Consider the following 24,546-nt stretch of genomic DNA (forward strand, 5'->3'; position numbering starts at 1 on the left):
GCCAGTCCAGATTAACAATGTTATTGACGAAGTTGACAGTCGGGCGTGCTCGTCGAGGAAAAGAAAAAAGCTGTATATCAATCATTTGCATGTCGGTTGCCAACATGACAACCGGAGCGGTTGATCGCGGATTTTTCCCTGCCTCTGGTCAGTGTTCTTAGCCATCATCAAGGCAGTAGGGAAGCGCGACGAAACCGCTTTCGTCGTCGCGCCAGAACGTTACGTCACCTTCGCCCGTCACCAGCGCCCAGATCGATCCGTCATGCGCCGCCTCCGCCCGGTCCGTCGCCGACAGTTCGGCTGGGCCTTGCGGGTGCGAATGGTAATAGCCGAGCACCTGGGGTCCGCCTGCGCGGGCAGCGCGGTGAGCGTCGATCAGGACCTGCGGATCGATCTCGAAATGCGTTTGCGGGGAAGGGTGGACATTGGCGGCTGGGGTGACGGCGGAGATGCGGTCGCCCTCTCCCAGCAGGATCCCGCAGCATTCGTGCGGGTGGGCCTTGGCAGTTTCGCGCCGAAGCAGATCGATCAGGTCTCTTGTCACCAGCACTTGCATTGCCCATTGCCCTAGCATGGATAGGCCAGAAACCCTCACCGGAACGCTCGCCAGCGCCGGTCGCCTCGACAAGGCGCTGGCCGACGTGACCGCGCTGTCGCGCGAGCGGGTGAAGGCGCTGATTGCCGAGGGACGGGTGGAAGTGGCAGGCACCACGGCCACCAGCGCATCGGCCAAAGTGGACGCGGGAGCACCGTTTTCTGTCCACGTGCCACCCCCAAGCAATCCACAGGCCTGTCCACAGGATATCCCCATAGCCGTGGCATACGAGGACGAGCATCTGATCGTGGTCGACAAGCCTGCGGGGATGGTTGTGCATCCGGCGGCGGGCAATCCCGACGGCACGCTGGTCAACGCCCTGCTGCACCACTGCGAGGGACAGCTTTCGGGCATTGGCGGCGTGGCACGGCCGGGTATCGTCCACCGCATCGACAAGGACACCTCGGGCCTGCTGGTGGTTGCCAAGAGCGACGTGGCGCACGAAGGGCTGGCAAGGCAATTTGCCGACCACTCGCTGGAACGCGCCTACCTGGCGATATGCGGCGGTCATCCGAACCCGCCTTCGGGCACGGTCGACGAGCGGATCGGCCGCTCTGACCGGGACAGAAAGAAAATGGCGGTGCTGCCCAAGGATTCCTCGCGCGGAAAACACGCAGTTACGCACTATAAGACGATTGAGCGGCTGGATCACTGCACCCTTGTGGAATGCCGCCTCGAAACGGGCCGGACGCACCAGGTGCGGGTTCACCTTGCGTCAATCGGTCATGCGCTATTGGGAGACCCAGTATATGGACGCGATCCCGCCCCTCTCCGGCCGCTTCTCAAGCAGCTTGGATTCCATCGGCAAGCGCTGCACGCCGCCCGAATCGGATTCGTTCACCCGGTCACGGGTAACTTTCTGGCGTTCGACAGCGAATTACCTGCCGATATGCGGGAACTTATCGACCAAACCGGTCATTCCAATCGATGAAATGCACCCTATATCCACCCGTGGTGCGTTATAAGAAGACAAGCACCCAATGTGGCCGCCAAACGCGGGTGCCCGGCAGGGGCCCGCATCGAGTGGTCGACGCAAAGAAAGGTCTGGGACTAAAGTGAGCAACAATCGACCAACAGTACCGGCGCTGGGCGGTGAGCAGGGACTCAACCGCTACCTGTCGGAAATCAAGAAGTTTCCCGTACTGACGCCAGAGCAGGAATACATGCTCGCGGTGCGTTACCGGGAGCACGACGATCCTGACGCCGCGGCGCAGCTCGTCACCTCGCACCTGCGCCTCGTGGCGAAGATCGCCATGGGCTATCGCGGCTACGGCCTGCCCGTTTCGGACCTCATTTCCGAAGGCAATGTCGGCCTGATGCAGGGCGTGAAGAAGTTCGAGCCGGAACGCGGCTTCCGCCTGGCCACCTATGCCATGTGGTGGATCAAGGCGAGCATCCAGGAATTCATCCTGCGCTCGTGGTCGCTCGTGAAGATGGGGACCACCGCCGCGCAGAAGAAGCTGTTCTTCAACCTGCGCCGGATGAAGAAGCAGCTGGAAGCCTACGAGGACACGGACCTGACGCCGGAAGACGTCGCCAAGATCGCTACCGATCTGGGCGTGCCGGAGCAGGAAGTGGTGAACATGAACCGCCGCATGATGATGGGCGGTGACGGATCGCTCAACACGCCCATGCGCAACGGCGAGGAAGGTTCTGGCGAATGGCAGGACTGGCTGACTGACGACCGTCCGCTGCAGGACGTGATCGTGGCTGACGCCGAAGAGGCAGATTTGCGCCGCGAAATGCTGGTGGAGGCGATGGAAGCGCTCAACGAGCGTGAGCAGCACATCCTGACCGAACGCCGCCTGACCGAGAACCCGCAGACGCTCGAAGAGCTGTCGCAGGTCTACGACGTCAGCCGCGAACGCATCCGCCAGATCGAGGTGCGCGCCTTCGAGAAGCTGCAGAAGGCGATGCAGCGCATTGCTGGTGAACGGCTTATGCCGGCTGCGGCGTAAGCGCATTCGATAGAGAAACAATCAGAGAAAAATGAGGGGCCGGGCGGAAACGTCCGGCCTTTCTTGTTGGCGGCGGCCCCTACTCAGCGGGGGCAAGTTCCAGCACAGCGGCGATCATCGCCCGTGTGCCCATCGTCACGGTCCCTTGAGGATCGATGCGGAACAGCGGGGAGTGGTGTCCGGCCACGGGAGGGCCGCCATTGGCTGCTGCTTCGATGTCTTCCGGCAAGGTTGCGCCGACCCCGAAGTAATATCCCGGCACGCCTTGTTCTGCGGTGGTGAAATAGGCGAAGTCCTCTCCTGCCATGTGGGTTTGCTGGAAAGGAACCACGGCATCCTCGCCGAATGCATCGCGCATGGCGGTGTTCAGCCGCCGCGCCAGGGCGGGATCGTTGAATGTCACTGGCGTACCGCCACCATAGGTGATTTGCGGCAGGCGATCTTCCGGCATGCCGTGTGCGCGTGCCACATTGACCACGATCCGTTCGATCGCCTGCAATGCCTGTGCGCGAACCGCTTCGTCATTGGCGCGCACCGTCAATTGCAGCTGTGCGCTGTCAGGAATGATGTTGTGGTTCGAACCGGCGTGGAAGGAGCCTACCGAGACAACCACCGGGGCGAGCGGCATCACTTCGCGGCTGTCGATCGATTGCAGGGCGACGACGATTTGCGACGTGATGTAAATCGGGTCGCGGCCAAGATGCGGCTGCGCCCCGTGCGTGCCGATTCCGGGCACGACAATGGTCATGAAGTCCGAGCTGGACGCCTGGATTCCCTCAGCCGCCGAGAGCGTTCCTACCGGTACCCCGGCTGCGGCATGATAGGCGAGCGCGTAATCCGGTTTGCCGAAACGCTCGTACAGCCCGTCTTCCAGCATGGCGGGCGCTCCGCTGATGATTTCTTCTGCCGGTTGGGCCACGAACATGATCGTCCCGCGCCAACGGTCTCGCATGGCGCTCAGCTGTCGCGCGGTGCCGACCAGCGAAGTCATGTGCGCATCATGGCCGCAAGCGTGCATGACGGGCACCTCTGTGCCATCTTCGCGCACCTGCCTGACGGTGGAGGCGTAAGGTAAGCCAGAACGCTCCTCCAGCGGGAGTGCATCCATGTCGGCGCGCAGCATGATCAGCGGCCCTTCGCCATTGCGCAACATACCGACAACACCGGTCCCGCCGACGCCTACCGTCACTTCCAGGCCGGCGGCCCGGAACTCTTCTGCCATGCGTGCAGCGGTATTGGTTTCGAGGAAGGAAAGCTCGGGGTTCTCGTGGAACCACACGAACAGCTCATCGAGGTGCGCCTCGTAGTCCGCCGCGACGGCGCTTTCGATTGCCGGATCTTCGGATTGCGTCCGTGCGGTAACGGAGGTTGCCAATGCCAGCGCGCTTGCGCCCAGAGCAAGGCGAATTCCTGCAGTCATAGTCCTGTCGATCCTCAACCTGCCGCCAATAATAGGCGGAATGGAGCAAACTGGCGGCGAGCGCACAAGCGAAGAGTAGCAGGCTGCCGGCAATCGCGATATGAGCGCGGCCATGATCCTCCGCATCGCCAAATGGGTCGCCAAGACCGTCCTGTGGTTCGTCGCCATCAGCATAGCGCTGGTGCTCGTCCTGCGGTTCGTGCCGGTCACTTATACCGCCACCATGCTGCTGGACGAACACCCGGTGACGCGCGATTGGGAATCGCTCAACAGCATCGACCGCAACATGGTCTCCGCCGTGATTGCGGCAGAGGACGGCAAGTTCTGCGAGCATGACGGGTTCGACCGCGAAGCAATCGAGCAGGCGCTGGAAGAGCGTGCGGCGGGCGGACGCCAGCGCGGGGCATCGACCATCAGCCAGCAGACCGCCAAGAACGTCTTCCTGTGGCAAGGCGGCGGCTGGTTCCGCAAGGGGCTGGAGGCCTACTTCACCGTGCTGATCGAGACACTGTGGACCAAGCGGCGGATCATGGAAGTCTACCTCAACGTCGCCGAGACGGGACTGGGCACCTACGGCGTGGAGAGCGGATCGCAGCGCTACTTTGGCCATTCCGCCGCCCGCCTGAGTGCTGACGAGGCGAGCCGGATCGCGGCTGTCCTGCCCAGTCCGAAGACGCGCGAGGCGGTGAATCCCACGGGCTTTACGCGCCGTTATGGCAATACCATCGAGGCGCGAATTGGCCAGGTGCGCCGGGACGGACTGGACGCCTGCGTCTACGAATAAGGCGCATCGCCGAAGCGTCGGGTGAACATCAACAGCGAAAACAAGCGCTTGTCAAATGGCATATATGATATACCATTACATAAATGATATTTCATAACACATTGATTGTAAGGTATTTTTCTTGCGAGCAGGCGCGAAATAGATAAGACGAGCGTTTACTTGCACGCCAACAGGGGGTGGTTTGGGACTAGCGCACGAACACAGTCAGCACGGACATGACCACGGGCACAATCACGGCCTGGGCCACGGCCACTCGCATGCGCCTGCCGATTTCGGTCGCGCCTTTGCGGTAGGCATCGTGCTCAACACCGCCTTTGTCATTGTCGAGGCGGTGTACGGTATCATCTCGGGGTCGATGGCGCTGGTGGCTGACGCGGGCCACAACCTGTCCGACGTGCTCGGCCTGCTGATTGCCTGGGGCGCCAGCGTGGCAGCCAAGAAGCCGCCCTCGGCGCGTTTTACCTATGGCCTGAAGAGTTCGACTATCCTGGCGGCCTTCGCCAATGCCATGCTGCTGCTGATCGCCATCGGTGCCATCCTGTTCGAGACGGTGCACCGCTTCGTCGATCCGGTCGAGCCAGAGGGCTGGACCATGATATGGGTGGCGGGCATCGGCATCGTCATCAACACGGCCACCGCGCTGATGTTCGTGCGCGGACGCAAGCACGACCTCAACATTCGCGGTGCCTTCCTGCACATGGCAGCAGACGCGCTGGTAAGCGTGGGCGTCGTGATCGCCGGCGTTGCGATCCTGCTGACGGGGCTGGTGCTGATCGACCCGGTGGTCAGCTTCGTTATCGTTGCCGTAATCGCCTGGGGCACCTGGGGCTTGCTCAAGGACAGCGTGAAAATGGGCCTCCATGCAGTGCCCGACGGCGTCGACGAAGACAGTGTGCGCGCTTACCTGTCCGCCCGGCCAGGGGTCAGCGAAGTCTGCGATCTGCACATCTGGCCGATGTCGACCACGGAAACCGCACTGACGGCGCATCTGGTGATGCCCGGCGGCCATCCCGGCGACGCCTTCTTGCAGGAGATCACCAACGAACTCGAGCATCACCACGCCATCGGTCATGTCACAATGCAAGTCGTGCGCGCGCGCGCCAACACGCGGTGCTGTTCATGACTGACGAGATGGTACGCACAGGCGGCTGTGCTTGCGGAGCGGTGCGCTATCGCATCAGCGGCGAGCCGATGATGGTGCACAACTGCCATTGCCGCCAGTGCCAGCAGCAGACCGGCTCCACCAGTGTGGTCAACGCCTTCTGGGAAAGCGACAGGGTGGCTATCACGGGCGATCTTGCGGAGGCCGAGCTGGCGGGTGGTAGCGGCAACGCGCATGTCATCGCGCGCTGCGCCGCCTGCGGTACGGCCGTGCTCAGCTACTACGGACGCATGGGCCGCCTGATGAGCGGTGTGCGCGCGGGCACGCTCGACGATCCCGGCAGCGTGACGCCTGACGTGGCGATCTTCACCGCAGAGAAGATGCCCTGGGTGACGCTTCCGGAAGACGTTCCTTACTTCGAGGGCTACTACGATGCCCGCGAGGTCCTGCCGGAGGCGAGCCTAGACCGGCTGCGCGCGCTGGGCGAGCGACGCAAGGCGGGCGAGGGCTAGCGCTCGCTAAACGCCGCGGGATCGGGGCAGGGGAGTTCGTTGGCGTTGTGCGCCAGGGCGATGCCGACATAGGCGCTGCGGCTTTCGAACTGGTAGATGAATCCCAGCGTCTCCGGCCCAGCTGCCGGACTGACCATGTAGCGCATGTCACCGTCCTCGTTGAAGCCAAGGACGGTTATCTTGTTGCCATAGAACCACAGGTGGATCGGCTGGCTTGCGTATAGCCTGCGCGTTGAACATTCGCCGACAACGCTGGTGCTTTCGCTCTGCTCGCGAGCGGAAATGCTGAATGTCAGCGTCACGGGATAGTCTTCGGGATCGACGCGGTTCACGTTGGCTGACCAGCTGACACGTGCAGGCCACGTGGGCACGTCTTCGGCGGCAACGGGGCGATAGGACAGCGGCGGGCGCAGGCGCTCTCGGTCGACAAAAGTGCCGCCGTACCAGTCGCCATCCTGGTCAAGCAGGACGACGTCGGTGCTGAGGCTGGGTGCTTCCAGCTTCACGCCCTGTTCGAAGGCGCCATCGCCGTCGAAATCGCGGAAACAGGTGCCGCTCGACGCGACAAGGCGATTGGTGAGCATGTGGCAATAGAGGCTTGGCCGGTTGGATGAGCCATAAAGCAGCGTACCCACGGCCAAGGGATTTTCCCGTGATGCGCCGATATCTTCCTGCATGTCCGCGTCCGGCACTTCGAGCAGCTCGACGGCCAGTTCGGGGCGGATGCGGGCAGTCAGCAGGGCATCGCCGCGTTCTGCCACCAGCTCCTCGTTAGCTGCCTCGCTCGAGAATTCGGCGACAAAGCGCGTGGCGGTCTGCGTCTGGGCGAGCACAGGCGTGGCAACCAGCATGGCCGCGCCCGCCACCAGTGCGATCTTCAACATTGCGGGAGGCCCTCCACCCCTGTCTCGCCTGTCCGGCGAGGTTGCCTGAACGGCAATCATGCGGGCAACTGCCAACAGCCGCAAGCCGGAAATTCAGCCTGCAGCACAACAACTTGGGGGAGGGCGAGTCGGGGAGGAGTGAACCCCTCCCGGTGGGCCTATTCCTGCGGCTGCGCGTCCGGATTCTGCATCGGCACCTCGCCATTGGGATCGCTTTCGACGAGCTGGGCCACCTGCTGGTAGACAGCGGCGTTCTGGTTCATCTGGTCAGCGACGGGCGGGTTCTGTTCGCCTACCTGCTGGAAGAACATGCTGGCGTCGCGCAGCATCTTGGCGGCGAGTTGGGCATTGGTCGGCATGGAATAATCCCTTCTTTGCCCTCGCGCCCGGGGCGCAAGGGAATGAGCGCGCGCCAGCGTCAGGCGCGCAGGATGGTGGCCCGGCGGGGCCTGGTGAATGTTCCGGAAGGTTCGGGGAACCGGGTGGGAGGCAGATCGCGGCAGGCGATCAGGCTGCCTCTTCCTTTTTGCCTTTGCCGTTGTCGTTGGCGAGCACGCGGACGGGTTCCTTGCGGCCGGCGACCACGTCGGCATCGACAACCACTTCGGACACGTCCTCCATGCTGGGCAGGTCGAACATGGTGTCCAGCAGCAGGCCTTCCACAATCGACCGCAGGCCGCGCGCGCCGGTCTTGCGCTTGATGGCCTTCTCGGCAATCGCGGCAAGGGCTTCGTCGGTGAAGGTGAGTTCCACGTCTTCAAGCTCGAACAGCTTGTGGTACTGCTTCACCAGCGCGTTCTTCGGTTCCTTGAGGATCGTCACCAGCGCTTCGGCATCGAGGTCGTGTAGCGTGGCGATGACCGGCAAGCGGCCGACGAATTCCGGGATCAGGCCGAACTTCAGCAGGTCTTCCGGTTCGCACTTCTCCAGCATTTCGCCGATGCGAGCCTTGCTCGGATCCTCGACATTGGCGCCGAAGCCGATCGAACGCTTCTGCAAGCGGTCACCGATGATCTTTTCCAAGCCGGCAAAGGCCCCGCCGACGATGAACAGGATGTTGGTCGTGTCCACCTGCAGGAATTCCTGCTGCGGGTGCTTGCGGCCGCCCTGCGGCGGCACCGAGGCGGTGGTGCCTTCCATCAGCTTGAGCAGCGCCTGCTGCACGCCTTCGCCCGACACGTCGCGGGTGATGGAGGGGTTTTCCGCCTTGCGGGTGATCTTGTCGATCTCGTCAATGTAGACGATGCCGTGCTGCGCCTTCTCGACGTTGTAGTCCGAGCTCTGGAGCAGCTTGAGGATGATGTTTTCCACGTCCTCGCCCACGTAACCGGCTTCGGTCAGCGTGGTGGCGTCGGCCATGGTGAAGGGTACGTCGAAGGTGCGTGCCAGCGTCTGCGCCAGCAGCGTCTTGCCGCTGCCGGTGGGGCCGACCAGCAGGATGTTCGACTTGGCCAGCTCCACGTCGCCGGTCTTCGCCGAATACTTCAGGCGCTTGTAGTGGTTGTGCACGGCGACCGAGAGCACACGCTTGGCGCGCTCTTGGCCGATGACATAGTCGTTCAGCGTCTCGCAGATATCGATCGGGGCAGGAACGCCGCCGCCCTTGTTGCCGGCAAGGCCGCTCTTGGCCTCTTCGCGGATGATGTCGTTGCACAGCTCCACGCACTCGTCGCAGATGAACACCGTGGGTCCGGCGATCAGCTTGCGAACCTCGTGCTGGCTCTTGCCGCAGAAGCTGCAGTAGAGGGTGCTTTTGCTATCGGTTCCGCTCAACTTGGTCATGTCTCTCGTCCTGTGCGCCCTTGCCGGTGGACCTGTAAAGGGCACGAGCGCGGGATTCGGCCCACCAATCTAGGGCAGGCACGATGAATATCAATCGAATGAAAGCCTAGCATCCACCACTTGCGCTAGCCTGAAGGTTCAGGGTTGCCAAAATGCTACAACTCTGGCGCCGGTGGTTGACGGTGCGCGAGGATGCCAGGACTTACTCCGGAGCCCCGCCGCCGCCGGACGCTTCGCGGGCTGCTTCGTCCTTCGGACGGTGCGCGAAGACGGCGTCGACGATGCCGAACTTCTTGGCTTCCTCGGCGTCGAGGAAGGTGTCGCGATCCATCGCCCGCTCGATATCCGACAGGCTCTGGCCGGTATACTGCACGTAGAGGTCGTTCATCCGCTGGCGGATGCGCAGGATCTCGCGGGCCTGGATTTCGATGTCCGAGGCCATGCCGCGGGCACCGCCCGAGGGCTGGTGCACCATGATGCGGGCATTGGGCAGGGCCACGCGCATGCCGGGTTCACCGGCGGCGAGCAGGAAAGAACCCATCGAGGCCGCCTGGCCGATCACCACGGTACGGACCTTGGGCTTGATGTACTGCATGGTGTCGTGGATCGCCATGCCGGCCGTCACAACGCCGCCCGGCGAGTTGATGTACATCGAGATGTCGTTGGAGTTCTCACTCTCGAGGTAGAGCAACTGGGCCACGATCAGGCTGGCCATGTGGTCTTCCACCTGGCCGCTGACGAAGACGATGCGTTCGCGCAGCAGGCGGCTGAAGATGTCGAAGGCACGCTCGCCGCGGCTGGTGCTTTCCACCACGGTCGGCACCAGGCCGCCGGTAACGGGATCGGTGTGGAAACGGTCTTGGTTGTCGCCGAACAGGTCGAACATGCGTGGTCCTCTTTCTTGAAATTCGCCAAGCCTATGTCGCGTGTGGCGCGCCAAGGTTCAAGGGCCATGCAGCGGCAGTCTTCAGAATCCGTTTATCCAGCGCAAATTTGCAGGCTCGACGCCCGTCGATGCGGGTTGCCGCGGTGAATCCCTTCGTCGGGCCTGATTGGCCGCTTGTCGATAGGCGAGGGTCTTGCTGACCGGTTTCCCCTGTAACCGCTCACGATTACATCTGTCGACGATGGAGGGGACTTACTTGTCGCGCATTATCCTTGCCACCACTGCGCTCGCCTGCCTGGCATTCGCCAGTCCCGCAACGGCGCAGGAGATGGAAGAACCGTCCGATCCTGATGCCGCCGACGCTACTGCCGCAGACCCGGCAAGCGATACGCGCAACGGCGCACGCACCTACACGCCGGAGGATTTCGCCCGCTTTGCCCCGCGCAACGCGCTCGACATGCTCGGCGAGGTGCCGGGCTTCACCGTGCGCGGCGAAAACAGCGATCGCGGGCTGGGCCAGGCCAGCGCCAACGTCCTGATCAATGGTGAGCGCATCACCAACAAGAGCGACGGCGTGACCAGCCAGTTGCAACGCATTGCCACGGACCGGGTGGAGCGCATCGAGATTGTCGACGGTGCGACGCTGGGCATTGCCGGGCTGTCAGGGCAGGTCGCCAACGTAATCACCAAGCCGGGCGGAATCAGCGGTCGCTTCTCATACCGCGCCAGCTTCCGCCCGCGCTATGCCGAACCGGCTTACTACGGTGGCGAGGTGTCGCTCAGCGGCTCCGGCGACAACCTCGAGTGGACTGTTGCGGCCGCCAACGGCATCGGACGCGGCGCGGCCGGGGGCAGCAATGCCTTTATCTACGACGCGGACGGCAACGTGCTCGAACAGCGTGATATCCGCATGCAGTTCGTGGGCGACTTTCCGCGCGTTTCCGGCACCGTGAAATGGACCAGCCCGGGCGGCACCGTGGTCAATGCCAATGCCAACTACCGCCGCGCATACGAGGACTTCCGTGAATACCAGGACCGAGACCTGACGACAGGCACGGACCTCTTCCGCAGGTTCGAGAACCGCAATCGCGGCTGGGGCTATGAATTCGGCGGCAACGTGGAGTTCGATCTTGCCGGCGGGCGCCTGAAATTGATCGGGCTGGAGCGGTACAGCCGCAACCGGTCGCGCGCCGATTCCATTTTCGACTATGTCGATGGCAGCCCCGACGAGGGTAGCCGCTTTGCCTCGCGCACCGAATCCGGTGAACGCATCGGGCGTGCCGAGTACAGCTGGGACATGCTGGGCGGTGATTGGCAGCTCGACGCCGAGGCCGCCTTCAACAGGCTGGACCGGACGGCACAGCTGTTCGATCTCGACCCCACGGGCACCTTTGTCGAAATCCCTTTTCCCAACGGCACCGGCGGCGTGACCGAGGACCGGTACGAAACCATCCTCACCCACAGCCGTCCGCTGGCTGACGACCTCAGCCTGCAGATCGGGCTGGGCGGTGAATATTCGACCATTTCACAGACAGGTGCCAATGGCCTGACGCGCAGCTTCTGGCGGCCCAAGGGCTCGCTCAACCTAGCCTGGCAGCCCGAAGAGGGGCTTGATATCTCGCTCGAACTCGCCCGCACCGTGGGCCAGTTGTCGTTCGGCGATTTCCTTGCCAGCGTCTCGCTCAACCAGAACCAGCAGAACGCCGGCAATGTTGAACTGGTGCCGCCGCAGAACTGGGAGCTGGAGCTGGAGGCGACCAAGACGCTGGGCCGCTGGGGCAGCACCAACCTGCGCCTCTATGCCCGGCTGATAGACGACTATATCGAATTTATCCCCGTTACTGGCGGGCTGGAAACGCGCGGCAATATCGACAGCGCCAGCCTTGTCGGCATGCGTTGGAATTCCACCTTCCAGCTGGCTCCGTTGGGATTCAAAGGCGCGCAGCTGGACCTGACACTGGTGCTGGAAGAGACCCGGCTCGACGACCCGCTGACAGGTGAAAGCCGCAGCTTTGGCGGCCACCAGAACCGCCGGATCGAAACCGAACTGCGCCATGACGTGCCCGGAAGCAACTGGGCCTGGGGCCTGGGCGTGGAGTACAATCACACGCTGCCGTACTACCGCTTGGGTGAGACCGGCTTCAATTACGAAGGCCCCGCCTACACCTACGCCTTTATCGAGCACAAGGACGTGTTCGGGATGACGGCCAACCTGACGGTGTTCAACGTGACAGACGGCCGCGCAATCCAGGATCGCTATGTCTACGCTGGCTATCGCGACCGCTCGCCGCTGTTGTTCCGCGAGACGCAGGACCTGTCGGTCCAGCCGATCTTCAACTTCCGCCTGACTGGGGACTTCTAGACGTATTGCAGACTGGGGGCAGTGCGGGCTACATGCGCCACCGCGCCCCAAGATCCTCCGTATTACTTGACGGCGATCGAGGCCGAGACAAGTTGCGACAAATGTCTTGCTTGTCGGCAGGGAGGAAACTCTCTACCGCCCGGACAAAGTCAAATTGGGGAAAATCTGCGTGAATTCTCGCCGCCTGCTATGGGCACCCCCGGTGCTCGCCGCGGCCATTCTTGTGGCGGCAACGCCGGCCTACGCCGAAGAGGAGAACCCCGCCCCCGCTCCGCCACAGACTGGTGAGTTCGAGGGCGAGGGCGCGACCGCGCGCGAGGTATACACGCCGGAAGACTTTGACCGCTTTGCTCCCCGCACGGCTGCTGACCTGCTCGAGGAAATCCCCGGCTTCCAGTCGAGCGGTGGCGGCGGCGGTGGTGGTGGCGGCGGCGGCGAAAACCGCGGCTTTGGCCAGGCCAACGAGAACGTGCTGATCAACGGCAATCGCCTGTCCAGCAAGTCGACGAGCACCACCGAACAGCTTTCGCGCATCCCCGTTGCCAATGTCATCCGCATCGAAGTTGTCGACGGCGCGACACTGGACATTCCCGGCCTGACCGGCCGTGTGGCCAATATCATCGTGGTGCAGGGCAGCATGTCGGGCCAGTTCGAATGGCGACCGCAGTTTGCAACCGGTGTGTCGGACCCCAACTGGCTCGAAGGCGAGATCTCGGTTTCGGGTAGCAGCGGCCCGCTCGAATACACGGTAGCGCTCCAGAACGGCGGGTTCATGCGCGGATCGGCCGGACCAGCCATTTTCACCGATGCATTCGGCGTGGTGGACGAGCGCTTCAACACCAGCAAGGGCTCCTTTAACCGGCCTTCAATCGAGGGGCAGTTCCGCTTCGACGTGGCGCCGGAAGTCGTCGCCAACCTCAACGTCAACACCGGACTGACGATCTTCCGCAGCACCGAGTCTGAATTGCGGGTGGCAGGCAACCCGCTCGATCCTTTCGACGAACGCTTCCGCACCACCAATGACGAATGGAGCTACGAAATCGGTGGCGACATCGAGTTTCCGCTTGGTCCGGGCCGCCTGAAGCTGATTGCGCTGGAGAGCTACGAGGACGGCGACTTCCTTACCCGTTCGCTGCTCGAGCTCGGCTCCCTGCCCGCCACGGGTTCGCAGTTCGCCCGTTCGCAGCAGCAAGGCGAGCGGATTGGCCGCGCCGAATATTCATGGTCCATGCTGGGTGCAGACTGGCAGCTCTCGGGCGAGGCGGCCTTCAACCGGCTTGACCAGGAAGGGCGCCTGTTCGGCTATGACGCAGATGTCGCCGACTATATCGAAATCCCGTTTCCCTCGGGCGTCGGCGGCGTGCGCGAGGATCGCTACGAAGGCCTGCTCAGCGTCGGTTTCCCGATCACCGGCAACCTGTCGATGCAGTTGATCGCCGGCGGCGAGTATTCGCAGATTTCCCAGACCGGGGCCGATGCCAATGCGCGCAGCTTCCAGCGGCCCAAGGGCTCGGTGAGCCTGGCATGGGCCCCGGCTCCCGGATTGGACATCAACTTGCTGGTGGCGCGGCGGGTCGGCCAGCTCAATTTTGGTGACTTCCTCGCCAGCGTAAACCTGTCCCAAGACCAGTCGAACGCCGGCAACAACGACCTGCGTCCGCAGCAGAACTGGGATATCGAGTTGCAGGTCGCCAAGAATTTCGGACCTTACGGTTCCGCAACGCTGACGCTGTTTGACGAGAGCATCGAGGACCTGGTGCTGATCGTGCCGGTGAACGGCGGTGGCGAGGCGCGTGGAAACATTGCCAGCGCCCATCGGCGCGGTGCCCGCTTTGTCGGCACGTTGGAGCTTGGACCGCTTGGTTGGCGCGGGGCGCAGCTGGACCTGCGCATGGAAATCGAGGATTCCTCGCTCGTCGACCCGGTCACCGGTGTTGACCGCCGCTTTGACGGCAATGACCCGTTCCAGATCCGTGTCGACTTCCGGCATGACGTGCCGGCGACGGACTGGGCCTGGGGATTGGAGTTCCGCGATACGGAACGGCGGCCGTTCTACCGGGTGCGCGAGGTCATCTTCGACCACAACCCCAGTACCTTTGGCGCCGTGTTCGTCGAGCACAAGGACCTGCTGGGGGCCACCGTGCGGCTACGCGTGGGTAACCTGTTCAGCGCCAATTCGACCTTGCTCCGCACCGTCTATGACGGTTCACGCGATACCGCGCCGATCCTGTTCACCGAAGAACGGCGCAGCGAGATCGGCCAGGTCTTCAACCTGACCGTTTCGGGCAGCTTCTAACTCCCGCCAAAGCCGGCAGACGGCCAAAGAAAAGGGCGGCTGGACCCGTTCGGTCCGCCGCCCTCTTTCATGTGACTGGCCGGTGCCAGCTTACTTCTTCGCAGGAGCCTTCTTGGCCGGTGCCTTCTTTGCAGCAGGCTTCTTGGCCGGGGCCTTCTTCGCGGCGGGCTTGGCCTCGGCGCTGTCGGCCTTCTTGGCTGCGGGCTTCTTGGCGGAAGCCTTCTTCGCCGGAGCCTTCTTCGCCGGAGCCTTCTTCTTCGGCGCTTCGGCCGGAGCTTCTTCGGCTTCGATCGCGGCTTCCAGCTCTTCGCGGGTCACTTCACGTTCGGTGACTTCGGCCTTGTCGAACAGGAAGTCGACGACCTTGTCCTCGTACAGCGGGGCGCGCAGCTGGGCCTGGGCCATGGCGTCATTGCGGACATATTCCACGAACCGCTCACGGTCTTCCGGACGGTACTGCTGGGCAGCCTGCTGGATCAGCATCTGCATTTCCTGCGAGCTGATTTCCACGCCGTTGGTCTGGCCGATTTCGCTGAGCAGCAGGCCCAGGCGCACACGACGTTCGGCGATGCGCTTGTAATCGTCCTTCTCGGCTTCGATTTCCTTCAGCGCGGCTTCGGGATCTTCCTCGCGGGCAGCTTCCTGCTGCAGCTGGTTCCAGATCTGCTGGAATTCGGCTTCCACCATGGTCGGCGGCACGTCGAAGTCGTGGTCGGCAGCCAGCTTGTCGAGCAGCTGGCGCTTCATCTGCGTGCGGGTGAGACCGGCCGATTCCTGCTCGATCTGGCCCTTCATCAGCTCTTTCAGCTTGTCGAGGCCTTCGAGACCGAAGTTCTTGGCGAAGTCGTCGTCGATCTTGGTTTCGGCTTCGACCTTCACCTGCTTCACGGTGATGTCGAATTCGGCTTCCTTACCGGCGAGGTGCTCGGCCTGGTAATCGGCGGGGAAGGTGACCTTGATGGTCTTCTTGTCACCGGTCTTCGCGCCGGTCAGCTGCTCTTCGAAGCCGGGAATGAACTGGCCCGAACCGATCACCAGCGGGGCGTCCTGCGCCGCGCCGTTTTCGAATTCCACGCCGTCCAGCTTGCCAACGAAGTCGATGATCAGCTGGTCGCCTTCCGCGGCCTTCTTGGACTTGGGGGCGTCCTTGTAGCTCTTCTGCCCTTCAGCCAGGCGGCCGAGGGCTTCGTCGAGCTGCTCGTCGCTCACCGGCACGGTGAGGCGTTCCAGCTTCAGCCCCTCGATCGAAGGCGCGGTGATTTCCGGCAGCACTTCAACCTCAACGGTCAGCTCGGCATCCTTGCCCTGCTCGTAACCGTCAGCCATTTCGACCTTCGGCTGCAGCGCGGGGCGCAGCTGCTTGTCGCGGATCAGGCCGTCGACCGATTCGCGCAGCGTGGTGTTGAGCACGTCGGCGTGCAGCGCCTCGCCGTGCATCTTGCGCACGAGGTTGGCGGGCACCTTGCCAGGACGGAAGCCGGGCATGCGCACCTGCGGGGCGACCTTCTTTACCTCGGCATCGATCTTTGCTTCGATGTCCTTGGCAGGAATGGTCAGGGTGTAGGCGCGCTTGAGGCCTTCGTTGGTGGTTTCGACGATCTGCATGATAAGCCTTTACTCAAATCTCTCCGGCACTTCGGCAGGGCCTGCGGTTCAGCCAGCGGAACTGGTGCGGGCGAAGGGACTCGAACCCCCACATCTTGCGATACTGGTACCTAAAACCAGCGCGTCTACCAATTCCGCCACGCCCGCGGCCCGACGAAGTCTGCAGGCGTGACGCCTGCGAAACGAAGCGGTGCCCTTATAAGGGAGTCACAGAAAGGGCAAGGCGGACTTGCGCCAGCGCGCCAAGCCGATTGATTTTTTGTGCCGCCCAGCTATCGGGCTTGGCCCATGAGCGACGAAAACACGGCAAAGCCCGCGGGCGACACCCCGCCCGATCACCTCTCGGTTCACCCGCACAGCGAGCATTTCGATGCCGACAAGCTGCAGCGCGGTATCGGCATCCGGTTCAAGGGCCGGGTGCGTACCGATATCGAGGAGTATTGCATCTCCGAAGGCTGGGTGCGCGTACAGGCCGGCAAGACGGTGGACCGCAAGGGTCGCCCGCTGACGATCAGGCTCAACGGCCCGGTCGAAGCCTGGTACGAAGATCTGGGCGAAGATGCGCCAGTCGCGAAGGCCGACTAGGCGCTAGCCCTCAGACAATCGGATCGTTCGGGTCGTCCACCAGTGCATCGGGGTGCGTGGTGGTCATCCGCAGGATCGCGTAGCCGAGAATTGCCGAGATCAGCGATCCCAGCAGGATGCCGATCTTGGCCTCGTCCCGCAGTAGCGCCGAACCCGGGAAGGCCAGTTCGCCGATAAACAGGCTCATGGTGAAGCCGATCCCGCAAAGGACGGCGACGCCCCAGACTTCGGGCCAGGAACAGCCTTCCGGTTTCTTGACGACGCCGAGCTTCACCGCTCCCCAGACGGCGGCGAAGATGCCCATCTGCTTGCCGATGATCAGGCCTGCGGCCACGGCCAGCGGTAGCGGGTCGAGCAGGTTGTTGAGGCCGATGCCTTCGAGGCTGACACCGGCATTGGCGAAGCCGAAGATGGGGACGACCAGATAGGCGCTCCACGGCACCAACGCGTGTTCGGCATCTTCCACCATGGAATTGCCGTCCTTCGTGCGCATGGGAATGGTGAAGGCCGCCAGCACGCCGGCGATGGTGGCGTGGACGCCCGAATTGAGCACGCAGTACCACAGGATCACCGTGCATATGACGAAGGGCCACATGCGCGCGACGCCATAGCGGTTCATGGCGAACATGCCGACCAGGACGATGAGCGAGAAGATCAGCCACATCATCTTCGGGTCGGAGTAGAAAATGGCGATGATCGCCACCGCGCCGATATCGTCGACGATGGCAACGGTCAGCAGGAACAGTCGCAGTGCCTTGGGTACGCGGCTGCCGAGCAGGCCGATCACGCCCATGGCAAAGGCGATGTCGGTGGCCGCCGGGATTGCCATGCCGGCGCGGTACTCGGGATCGCCGCCGGTGACACCGAGGAAAACCAGGATCGGCATGGCCATGCCGGCAATCGCGGCGATCACCGGCAGGTTGCGCTGCTGCGGATCGGACAGGTTGCCGGAGATCAGTTCGCGCTTCACTTCCAGTCCGACGACGAAGAAGAAGATCACCATCAGCCCGTCGTTGATCCACCCGTGCAGGTTGTCGAGGACCATCAGCTTTTCGAAGTTGCCGGGAATGCCGCGCCAGAAATCCTCCCCGAACAGCGAGCCTTCGAACAGTTCGTGATAGGCGTGATAGACACCGGAATTGGCCACGATCATGGCGATGATCGCCACGGCGATCAGCAGGATTCCCTCGAACGCATCAGCCTTGAACAGGGCCTTGAAGGGACGAACGGCGACGGTGAGGAGACTGGGTTGATCCATGCTGCTAGCCCTTTTCGCAATTGCAGCACTTTTGCAAGTCTCAAGGCATGATGTAGCCAGGGCCGGCCGCAACATTGCCTTTTTCCCGATAAGGGTTAACCCTGTGTTCTGGAAGGAAACAGGGGGAACTCCGGCATGAGCAACGAGGGCTGGACGGCGCTGCAATGGCTCGCGCTCGCCGAGCACGAGTTGCTGCTGTTTGCGGGAGTCTTCTTTCTGCTCGGCGCAATTGACGAACTGGCAATGGATGTTGCCTGGCTGTGGTTGCGCTTCACCGGGCGGGCCAAGACCCGGCAGCTGTCGCGGTCGGACTTGCGCCATCGTGCGCTGGGCGGACGCGCCGCCGTGCTGGTGCCAGCCTGGCAGGAAGCCGCGGTCATCGCTGACACCCTGCGGCATGCCCTCGAAGCATGGCAGCAGCAGGACCTGCGCATCTACGTCGGCGTCTACCGCAATGATCCGGCCACGCTGGAAGCCGCTGCGCGCGGCGCCGCGGGCGATCCGCGCGTGCGGATCGTTGTGCATGACCGCGAAGGTCCCTCGACCAAGGCCGATTGCCTCAACCGCTTGTACCGCGCCTTGCAGCAGGACGAACTGCGCGAGGGTCGCCTCGCCCACATGGTTGTGCTGCACGATGCGGAGGACATGGTCGATCCCGCCGCGCTGGCCTTGCTCGACAGCGCCATTGATCAATACCAGTTCGTGCAGCTGCCGGTATTGGCATTGCCGCAGGAAAAGTCGCGCTGGATCGGCAGCCACTATTGCGAAGAGTTTGCCGAGGCGCACGGCAAGGCGCTGGTTGTCCGCGATGCGCTGGGCACCAGCCTGCCTGCCGCCGGCGTGGGCTGCGCCTTCGATCGCCAGATGCTTGGCACCATGGCTGCGGCAGCGAGTGCGGATGCTCCGTTCGACGAAGAGTCGCTGACTGAGGATTACGAACTCGGCATCAAGGTATCGGCCTTGGGGGGCAAGTCGCGCTTCCTGAGGTTGCACGGCGAAGACGGCGAGCTGATCGCCACGCGCGCCTATTTCCCATCGCGGCTGGACGAGTCCGTTCGGCAGAAGGCGCGGTGGATGCACGGCATCGCCTTGCAAGGGTGGGACCGGCTCGGCTGGACCGGCGGCCCGGCAGAATGGTGGATGCGCCTGCGCGACCGGCGCGGCCCGCTCAGCGCGCTGGTCCTGCTGACCGGATACACGCTGATGGCCCTCACCCTGGTGCTGCTGGCCTTCACGCTGGCCGGGGTCAGGCTTCCATGGCAGCCGAGTCCGCTGCTGCTGACGCTCGTGGGCCTGAACCTTGTCAGTTTCGCCTGGCGCGCTTTCATGCGCTTCACCTTCACCCGGTCAGAGCACGGCTGGCGGGAGGGCTTGCTGGCCGTGCTGCGGATCCCCGTCAGCAACGCCATCTCCATCATGGCTGGCTGCCGTGCACTTTACGCCTATGTCCGCAGCCTGCGCGGGACGCCGCCGCAGTGGGAGAAGACCGCCCACGACAATCATCCCGCCCGCAAGATCGAGCTGGAGTGGGCGTCGTGAGCGCCCGCACTTCCACGCGCGGCGTCCCGCTGCTCACACTGGTTCTGCTGCTTGGCGGCTGGGTCGCTCTGCGCGCGACAGTGTGGGAATCGCCGTTTCCCCAAGTCCTGCCGCTGCCGAGCGCGCCTTTTGCCGAGGAGCCGGTGACGCCGGTCGCTGTCATGCCAGTGATCTCGCCAACCGCGCCGGAAGCAGGCGAACCTGTCGCCGTCGAGCCGATGTGGATCGAACGGTCCGTCCCCGAACCGCTGGAGCGACCGAGCTTCGAGCGCGAAGCTGCATCGCAGACCAGCAACCGTGGCCCTCTAAACCGGGGCGGCATGCGCAGGACGGACCGGCTGATAGCCCATGCCATGTTGCTTGCTGCCGGCTATGACGCCGGCTCGCAGCCGTCCGACAATGCTCCCTACCAGCGCGGCGTCGGCCCGATTGCTCCCGGGGTGACCTATGCCCCCGAGGCGGCGCGGGACATGGGCTCTGCCGCCGCCGCGCAGCGCTGGTCGATGGACCTGTGGGCGCTATGGCGCGATGACACCACGACAGCGTTGACCTCGGGACGCCCGAGCTATGGCCGTAGCCAGATCGGCGCGGTGCTGCGCTACCGGCTCGATCCGTCGAGCGGTCACGCGCCCGAAGCGCACCTGCGCGCCACCCGTGCGCTGGAAGGGGAGCAGGAATCCGACGTCGCTGCCGGTCTCTCGGCCCGGCCGTTCCCCTCGGTCCCCGTGCGGCTCGCTGCCGAAGCGCGGGTGACCGAAACCGATCGCGGCACCGAATTGCGCGGTGCGGCCTATGCGGTCAGCGAGTTGCCTCCCGTTGCCTTGCCGGGCGGCTTCACCGGTGAGGCCTATGTCCAGGGCGGTTACGTGACTGGCGAGTTCGCCACACCGTTCGTTGACGGACAAGCGCGAATCACCCGCGAACTGGCCGGGACTGACCAGTTTCGCCTCACCGCAGGAGCCGGTGCATGGGGCGGGGCGCAAGATGACGCCAGTCGGCTGGACGTTGGCCCGAGCGCGGGCGTGACCTTCGACCTTGGGGCGGCGCGCGGCCGGGTTTCGGCGGACTACCGCTTCCGCATTGCCGGCGATGCCGAGCCGTCGAGTGGCCCTGCGCTCACACTTACGGCAGGTTTTTAGCCGCTCGGCGCCATTCAGCTTCAATCCATCGCGCCAATGGATTAGGCGCGGGTCATGGATGTCTACCTTCCCATTGCCAACCTTGCAGTCGACGGTTTCGTAATCGTCGGGCTGGGGTTGGTGACGGGCATGCTGTCGGGCCTGTTCGGCGTAGGCGGCGGCTTCCTCACCACGCCGCTGCTGATCTTCTACGGCATCCCGCCCACGGTCGCCGCCGCCAGTGCCGCATCGCAGGTGACGGGTGCCAGCGTTTCGGGCGTCTTCGCGCACAGCCGCAATGACGGGGTGGACTACCAGATGGGCGCGGTCACCGTGGCGGGCGGCATGCTGGGCGCACTGATCGGCGCGGTGATCTTCAACCTGTTGCGGAACATCGGCCAGATCGATGTCGTCATCAACGTGCTCTACGTCATCCTGCTGAGTTCCATTGGCGGGCTGATGGCGCGCGAGGCGCTGCAGTCGCTGTGGCCGGAGCGCTTCGGAGGCAGCGGCCAGCGTTCGGCCAAGCGCCGTCACCACCCGATGGTGGCCAGCCTGCCCTACCGCTGGCGCTTCTATCGCTCGGGCCTTTACATTTCGCCGCTCGGCCCGCTGATCCTGGGTGTGGTCGTGGGCATCCTGACCATGCTGATGGGCGTGGGCGGCGGCTTCATCATGGTGCCCGCCATGCTCTACATCCTCGGCATGAGTGCCAAGGTCGTTGTCGGCACCAGCCTGTTCAACATCCTCTTCATCACCATGCTGGTGACCATGGTACACGCCTTTACCACCCGCGCGGTGGACATCGTGCTCGCCGGATTGCTGCTGGTCGGCTCGGTCACCGGCGCGCAGCTTGGCACCAAGGTGGCGCAGTTTGCCAAGCCCGAGCACCTGCGGCTGGTGCTGGCCATGGTGGTGCTCACCATCGCGCTCTACATGGCCTTCGGCCTCGGCGTGCGCCCGAACGAAGTCTATTCGGTCGTGCCGCTATGAGGTGGTCCTGCCGTATCCTGCTGGCGCTTCTCGCCGCCGCACTGGCCCTGCCGGCTGCGGCGCAGACGCGCGACCCGATCCTCGTGCCGGATATCTCGCAGCACGAGATCGTCCTTCGGCAAGGATTCACCGGCGAGACCCTGTTGCTCTACGGCGCCGTCCTCGATCCGCGCGATCGCGACATCCAGTATGACGTGGTGGTGGTACTGAAAGGGCCCAGCGAACCGATCCGCTTGCGCGAGAAGCAGCGCGTGCTGGGCATCTGGGTCAATGCCGACAGCACAGATTTCCGATCGGTCCCCTCGTTCTACGCCATGGCCAGTTCGCGCCCGATCGAGCAGATCCTCGACGACGAGCGCGAGGCGGCGATCTACGAGCTGGGCCTCGAATACCTCCAGCTTTCCCCCTCGGGCCAGATCGACCCGGAAGAACAGGCGCGCTTTTCGCGCGGCCTTGTAGACCTGCGCCAGCGCCAGGGACTTTACGAGCAGTTCGACGAGGGGGTCGAGATCACCGAGGGCGTGCTCTACCGCGCTGAAATTCCGATCCCCTCCAACGTGATCTCCGGGCGTTATGTTGCCGAAACATTCGCCATTGCCGATGGCCGGGTCATTTCCTCTGCCACTTCGGAAGTGCAGGTGTTGAAGGAAGGGTTCGAGCGGGGTGTGGAGGACGCGGCAAACCAGCAGGCGCTGTTCTACGGGTTGTTCGCGGTCGGACTGTCGCTTTTCATGGGCTGGGCGGCAGGCCGCCTGTTCATGCTGCTTTAGCTGGCAAATCCGCAGTTTCCTTGGGGTTTATGCGTTCTTAACCCCGTTCGGGGTATTCGCGCAGGCTGAAATCCACTGCCGCGAAAGCAATGATCCATGACTGAGATGCCCGGGAAGCAGTTTTCAACCTTTAATTCCGTGCCGCCCGCAGATAACGGCGTGCCGGTTCCGCCGTCTGCCCCGGCCGCTGCCCCGGCCTCAGCTCAAGTTCTTGCTCAACCACCTGCTCAGGCGCCCGCTCAGGCACCTGCTCAGGCTCCGGCCCAAGTCGCGGCGCCGAGTCCTGAAATGCCCCGCGCGAAAGCTCCGGAGATGGACGACGAAGCGCTTGAATCCGCGCGCCAGCCGATTGGCGTGGTACTCGAAATTGCCGGTTCGGGCTCGCAGATCGCGCTCGACCTCGAGCGTCTCAACGAATGCATGGAAAGTCCCGATCCTTCGATCGCGCTGGCTGGCCAGGTCGGTAGCCAGATCAAGATCCGGACCAAGGACGGCTGGCTGCTTGCCAACGTGCGTGACCAGAAGCAGGACCGCCGCGGCACAGCCAATTCCATCGTCGCCCACATCGACTTCATGGGTGAAGGCAAGGAAGAAAAGCTGACCGGGAAGATCCATGGCTTTCGCCGCGGTGTGACGCGCTATCCGATCCCGGGCGCGCTGGTATATCCCGCCACCACGGAAGACCTGCGCCAGATCTACGCCAGCGACGGGCGCAGCTCGATCCAGATCGGCACCGTCTATCCCACCAACGACATCCGTGCCGGCATGTACATCGACGCCATGCTTGGCAAGCACTTCGCGCTGCTGGGCTCTACCGGTACCGGTAAGTCGACCAGCGCGGCGCTGATCCTGCACCGGATTTGCGAGGCTGCGCCCGAAGGCCACGTGTTGATGATCGATCCGCACGGCGAATATTCCGCCGCGTTCAAGAATTACGGCATGATCTTCGACGTCTCGAACCTGCAGATGCCATACTGGCTGATGAACTTCGAGGAACACTGCGAAGTGCTGCTGAAGTCCAGCGGCAACGACCTGCAGAACGACCGCGACATCCTTGCCAAGTGCCTGCTCGCCGCGCGCAGCAAGAATCGCCTGGCGCAGTCGATGGGCAAGATCACCGTGGATTCGCCCATCCCCTACCTGCTGTCCGACCTGTCCAACTTCGTCCAGGACGAAATGGGCAAGCTGGACAAGGCGACCAACACCGCACCCTACATGCGCATCAAGACCAAGATCGAAGAGATCAAGGCCGACCCGCGTTACCAGTTCATGTTCTCCGGCATGCTGGTGGGCGACACCATGGGGGAGTTCCTGTCGAAGATTTTCCGCATGCCTGGCAGCGGCAAGCCGATCTCGATCATCGACGTGTCTGGCGTGCCGTCCGATATCACCAGCACCGTGGTTGCCGTGCTCAGCCGCCTCGTATTCGACTTCGCCATCTGGGGCCGCAACGAGAAGACCAGCCCGATCCTGCTCGTCTGCGAAGAGGCGCACCGCTACGTCCCGAACGAGAAGAATGCCGACGGCAACTCGGTGGGCAAGGTGCTCAGCCGTATCGCCAAGGAAGGCCGTAAGTACGGTATCTCGCTGGGCCTGATCACACAGCGTCCGTCGGACCTTGCTGAAGGCGTGCTGTCACAGTGCGGTACGATCATCTCCATGCGTCTGAACAACGATCGCGACCAGGCCTTCGTGAAGGCCGCCATGCCCGAAGGCGCGCGCGGTTTCCTCGATTCCATCCCGGCGCTGCGCAACCGCGAATGCATCATCTGCGGCGAGGGCGTGTCGATCCCGATCCGCGTGTCGTTCGACAACCTCGAAGAGAGCAAGCGCCCGGCGTCGGAAGACCCGAGCTTCGTCGAACTGTGGAGCCGCGGCGGTGGCGAGGAAGAAGTCGTCCATCGCACTGTCACCCGCTGGCGCGCGCAGGGTACCTGATTTGCTTCTCGATCCCGCCTCCGCGGGATCGTCCTCGCTAGACGCGCAGCATAGCTGCGCCCGCTGCGGGCGGGCGGTCGCCCTTGCGGGCCTTCGGCCCGTTCCCACTGTGATCCTTCAGGCTTGGAATGGTGTCGGTCGCGCCTGGCGACCGACAGA

General features: G+C 63.5%; 21 protein-coding genes and 1 tRNA gene. 13 read left to right on the top strand and 9 right to left on the bottom strand.

All coding sequences use genetic code 11. The annotated features are described in order from the left end of the window. Window positions 1–157: 157 nt before the first annotated feature. A complete protein-coding gene (locus AAEO60_RS01870; protein ID WP_341671948.1) occupies window positions 158–556 on the bottom strand; it encodes a M67 family metallopeptidase in 399 nt (132 codons plus the stop codon). 16 nt (window positions 557–572) lie between these two features. Between AAEO60_RS01870 and AAEO60_RS01875 the strand changes: the two genes are divergently transcribed. Both AAEO60_RS01875 and rpoH read left to right on the top strand, forming a co-directional pair. After that, a complete protein-coding gene (locus AAEO60_RS01875; protein WP_341671949.1) occupies window positions 573–1,526 on the top strand; it encodes an RluA family pseudouridine synthase in 954 nt (317 codons plus the stop codon). 124 nt (window positions 1,527–1,650) lie between these two features. After that, entirely contained in the window at window positions 1,651–2,553 is a 903-nt protein-coding gene (gene rpoH, locus AAEO60_RS01880; protein ID WP_341671950.1) for an RNA polymerase sigma factor RpoH, read from the top strand. Window positions 2,554–2,632: 79 nt separating this feature from the next. Here rpoH and AAEO60_RS01885 read toward each other — a convergent pair whose 3' ends face one another. Continuing rightward, entirely contained in the window at window positions 2,633–3,973 is a 1,341-nt protein-coding gene (locus AAEO60_RS01885) for an amidohydrolase (RefSeq protein WP_341671951.1), read from the bottom strand. A gap of 112 nt (window positions 3,974–4,085) precedes the next feature. On the opposite strand from AAEO60_RS01885, the gene mtgA reads away from it, so the two are divergent. The 3 genes from mtgA to AAEO60_RS01900 all read left to right on the top strand — a co-directional run bounded on the left by mtgA (window position 4,086) and on the right by AAEO60_RS01900 (window position 6,371). Then, window positions 4,086–4,757 (top strand): monofunctional biosynthetic peptidoglycan transglycosylase, encoded by a 672-nt coding sequence (mtgA, locus tag AAEO60_RS01890; protein ID WP_341671952.1) that lies wholly within the window; start codon window positions 4,086–4,088, stop codon window positions 4,755–4,757. Window positions 4,758–4,938: 181 nt separating this feature from the next. Next, the gene (locus AAEO60_RS01895) at window positions 4,939–5,880 is read left to right on the top strand and encodes a cation diffusion facilitator family transporter (protein ID WP_341671953.1); all 942 of its coding nucleotides are present in this window, start codon (window positions 4,939–4,941) and stop codon (window positions 5,878–5,880) included. Beyond that, a complete protein-coding gene (locus tag AAEO60_RS01900; protein WP_341671954.1) occupies window positions 5,877–6,371 on the top strand; it encodes a GFA family protein in 495 nt (164 codons plus the stop codon). The genes AAEO60_RS01895 and AAEO60_RS01900 overlap by 4 nt, the downstream gene beginning before the upstream one ends. Here the strand turns inward: AAEO60_RS01900 and AAEO60_RS01905 are convergent. The 4 genes from AAEO60_RS01905 to AAEO60_RS01920 form a co-directional block, all read right to left on the bottom strand. Then, window positions 6,368–7,255 (bottom strand): hypothetical protein, encoded by an 888-nt coding sequence (locus AAEO60_RS01905; RefSeq protein ID WP_341671955.1) that lies wholly within the window; start codon window positions 7,253–7,255, stop codon window positions 6,368–6,370. The two genes, AAEO60_RS01900 and AAEO60_RS01905, sit on opposite strands and share 4 nt — an antisense overlap. Window positions 7,256–7,413: 158 nt before the next feature. Then, complete coding sequence (locus AAEO60_RS01910) at window positions 7,414–7,614, bottom strand: hypothetical protein (protein ID WP_341671956.1); 201 nt, start codon at window positions 7,612–7,614, stop codon at window positions 7,414–7,416. A gap of 148 nt (window positions 7,615–7,762) precedes the next feature. Beyond that, entirely contained in the window at window positions 7,763–9,037 is a 1,275-nt protein-coding gene (clpX, locus tag AAEO60_RS01915; RefSeq protein WP_341671957.1) for an ATP-dependent Clp protease ATP-binding subunit ClpX, read from the bottom strand. Window positions 9,038–9,239: 202 nt separating this feature from the next. After that, on the bottom strand, window positions 9,240–9,923 hold the full coding sequence (locus AAEO60_RS01920; protein WP_341671958.1) for an ATP-dependent Clp protease proteolytic subunit: 684 nt from the start codon (window positions 9,921–9,923) through the stop codon (window positions 9,240–9,242). Between the two features lie 256 nt (window positions 9,924–10,179). Between AAEO60_RS01920 and AAEO60_RS01925 the strand changes: the two genes are divergently transcribed. Both AAEO60_RS01925 and AAEO60_RS01930 read left to right on the top strand, forming a co-directional pair. Further along, window positions 10,180–12,285, top strand: coding sequence for a TonB-dependent receptor plug domain-containing protein (locus AAEO60_RS01925; protein WP_341671959.1), 2,106 nt, complete (start codon window positions 10,180–10,182; stop codon window positions 12,283–12,285). 169 nt (window positions 12,286–12,454) lie between these two features. Beyond that, window positions 12,455–14,581 carry a TonB-dependent receptor plug domain-containing protein gene (locus AAEO60_RS01930; RefSeq protein WP_341671960.1) on the top strand — a complete coding sequence of 709 codons (2,127 nt, stop codon included), beginning with the start codon at window positions 12,455–12,457 and terminating at the stop codon, window positions 14,579–14,581. A 90-nt stretch (window positions 14,582–14,671) separates the two neighbouring features. On the opposite strand, the gene tig is transcribed toward AAEO60_RS01930, so the two are convergent. Together tig and AAEO60_RS01940 are read right to left on the bottom strand one after the other, a co-directional pair. Next, complete coding sequence (gene tig, locus AAEO60_RS01935; RefSeq protein WP_341671961.1) at window positions 14,672–16,186, bottom strand: trigger factor; 1,515 nt, start codon at window positions 16,184–16,186, stop codon at window positions 14,672–14,674. 62 nt (window positions 16,187–16,248) lie between these two features. Beyond that, window positions 16,249–16,333 (bottom strand) — tRNA-Leu (locus AAEO60_RS01940). Window positions 16,334–16,474: 141 nt separating this feature from the next. On the opposite strand from AAEO60_RS01940, the gene AAEO60_RS01945 reads away from it, so the two are divergent. Then, window positions 16,475–16,771, top strand: coding sequence for a DUF3297 family protein (locus tag AAEO60_RS01945; RefSeq protein WP_341671962.1), 297 nt, complete (start codon window positions 16,475–16,477; stop codon window positions 16,769–16,771). A 10-nt stretch (window positions 16,772–16,781) separates the two neighbouring features. Here the strand turns inward: AAEO60_RS01945 and nhaA are convergent, their stop codons facing one another. Then, complete coding sequence (gene nhaA, locus AAEO60_RS01950; protein WP_341671963.1) at window positions 16,782–18,029, bottom strand: Na+/H+ antiporter NhaA; 1,248 nt, start codon at window positions 18,027–18,029, stop codon at window positions 16,782–16,784. Window positions 18,030–18,164: 135 nt separating this feature from the next. Between nhaA and AAEO60_RS01955 the strand changes: the two genes are divergently transcribed. From AAEO60_RS01955 to AAEO60_RS01975, 5 genes are all read left to right on the top strand, one after another. Continuing rightward, window positions 18,165–19,568: a glycosyl transferase family protein gene (locus tag AAEO60_RS01955; RefSeq protein ID WP_341671964.1), complete on the top strand. Its 1,404-nt coding sequence runs from the start codon at window positions 18,165–18,167 to the stop codon at window positions 19,566–19,568. Beyond that, a complete protein-coding gene (locus AAEO60_RS01960) occupies window positions 19,565–20,707 on the top strand; it encodes a hypothetical protein (RefSeq protein ID WP_341671965.1) in 1,143 nt (380 codons plus the stop codon). Before AAEO60_RS01955 ends, AAEO60_RS01960 begins: the two co-directional genes overlap by 4 nt. 54 nt (window positions 20,708–20,761) lie before the next feature. After that, entirely contained in the window at window positions 20,762–21,679 is a 918-nt protein-coding gene (locus AAEO60_RS01965) for a sulfite exporter TauE/SafE family protein (protein ID WP_341671966.1), read from the top strand. Beyond that, the gene (locus AAEO60_RS01970; RefSeq protein WP_341671967.1) at window positions 21,676–22,449 is read left to right on the top strand and encodes a TIGR02186 family protein; all 774 of its coding nucleotides are present in this window, start codon (window positions 21,676–21,678) and stop codon (window positions 22,447–22,449) included. The genes AAEO60_RS01965 and AAEO60_RS01970 overlap by 4 nt, the downstream gene beginning before the upstream one ends. Window positions 22,450–22,737: 288 nt before the next feature. Next, complete coding sequence (locus AAEO60_RS01975; protein ID WP_341671968.1) at window positions 22,738–24,387, top strand: ATP-binding protein; 1,650 nt, start codon at window positions 22,738–22,740, stop codon at window positions 24,385–24,387. The last annotated feature ends 159 nt before the right edge of the window (window positions 24,388–24,546 follow it).

Source organism: Aurantiacibacter gilvus (assembly GCF_038289935.1).
In the GTDB taxonomy this organism is placed as follows: Bacteria; Pseudomonadota; Alphaproteobacteria; order Sphingomonadales; family Sphingomonadaceae; genus Alteraurantiacibacter; species Alteraurantiacibacter gilvus.

Excerpts from the sequence above, each read along its gene's own strand:
- AAEO60_RS01870 (WP_341671948.1), bottom strand. The coding sequence starts at position 556 with ATGCAAGTGCTGGTGACAAGAGACCTGATCGATCTGCTTCGGCGCGAA.
- AAEO60_RS01875 (WP_341671949.1), top strand. The coding sequence starts at position 573 with ATGGATAGGCCAGAAACCCTCACCGGAACGCTCGCCAGCGCCGGTCGC.
- AAEO60_RS01885 (WP_341671951.1), bottom strand. The coding sequence starts at position 3,973 with ATGACTGCAGGAATTCGCCTTGCTCTGGGCGCAAGCGCGCTGGCATTG.
- mtgA (WP_341671952.1), top strand. The coding sequence starts at position 4,086 with ATGATCCTCCGCATCGCCAAATGGGTCGCCAAGACCGTCCTGTGGTTC.
- AAEO60_RS01900 (WP_341671954.1), top strand. The coding sequence starts at position 5,877 with ATGACTGACGAGATGGTACGCACAGGCGGCTGTGCTTGCGGAGCGGTG.
- AAEO60_RS01905 (WP_341671955.1), bottom strand. The coding sequence starts at position 7,255 with ATGTTGAAGATCGCACTGGTGGCGGGCGCGGCCATGCTGGTTGCCACG.
- AAEO60_RS01910 (WP_341671956.1), bottom strand. The coding sequence starts at position 7,614 with ATGCCGACCAATGCCCAACTCGCCGCCAAGATGCTGCGCGACGCCAGC.
- clpX (WP_341671957.1), bottom strand. The coding sequence starts at position 9,037 with ATGACCAAGTTGAGCGGAACCGATAGCAAAAGCACCCTCTACTGCAGC.
- AAEO60_RS01920 (WP_341671958.1), bottom strand. The coding sequence starts at position 9,923 with ATGTTCGACCTGTTCGGCGACAACCAAGACCGTTTCCACACCGATCCC.
- tig (WP_341671961.1), bottom strand. The coding sequence starts at position 16,186 with ATGCAGATCGTCGAAACCACCAACGAAGGCCTCAAGCGCGCCTACACC.
- AAEO60_RS01945 (WP_341671962.1), top strand. The coding sequence starts at position 16,475 with ATGAGCGACGAAAACACGGCAAAGCCCGCGGGCGACACCCCGCCCGAT.
- nhaA (WP_341671963.1), bottom strand. The coding sequence starts at position 18,029 with ATGGATCAACCCAGTCTCCTCACCGTCGCCGTTCGTCCCTTCAAGGCC.
- AAEO60_RS01955 (WP_341671964.1), top strand. The coding sequence starts at position 18,165 with ATGAGCAACGAGGGCTGGACGGCGCTGCAATGGCTCGCGCTCGCCGAG.
- AAEO60_RS01965 (WP_341671966.1), top strand. The coding sequence starts at position 20,762 with ATGGATGTCTACCTTCCCATTGCCAACCTTGCAGTCGACGGTTTCGTA.
- AAEO60_RS01970 (WP_341671967.1), top strand. The coding sequence starts at position 21,676 with ATGAGGTGGTCCTGCCGTATCCTGCTGGCGCTTCTCGCCGCCGCACTG.
- AAEO60_RS01975 (WP_341671968.1), top strand. The coding sequence starts at position 22,738 with ATGCCCCGCGCGAAAGCTCCGGAGATGGACGACGAAGCGCTTGAATCC.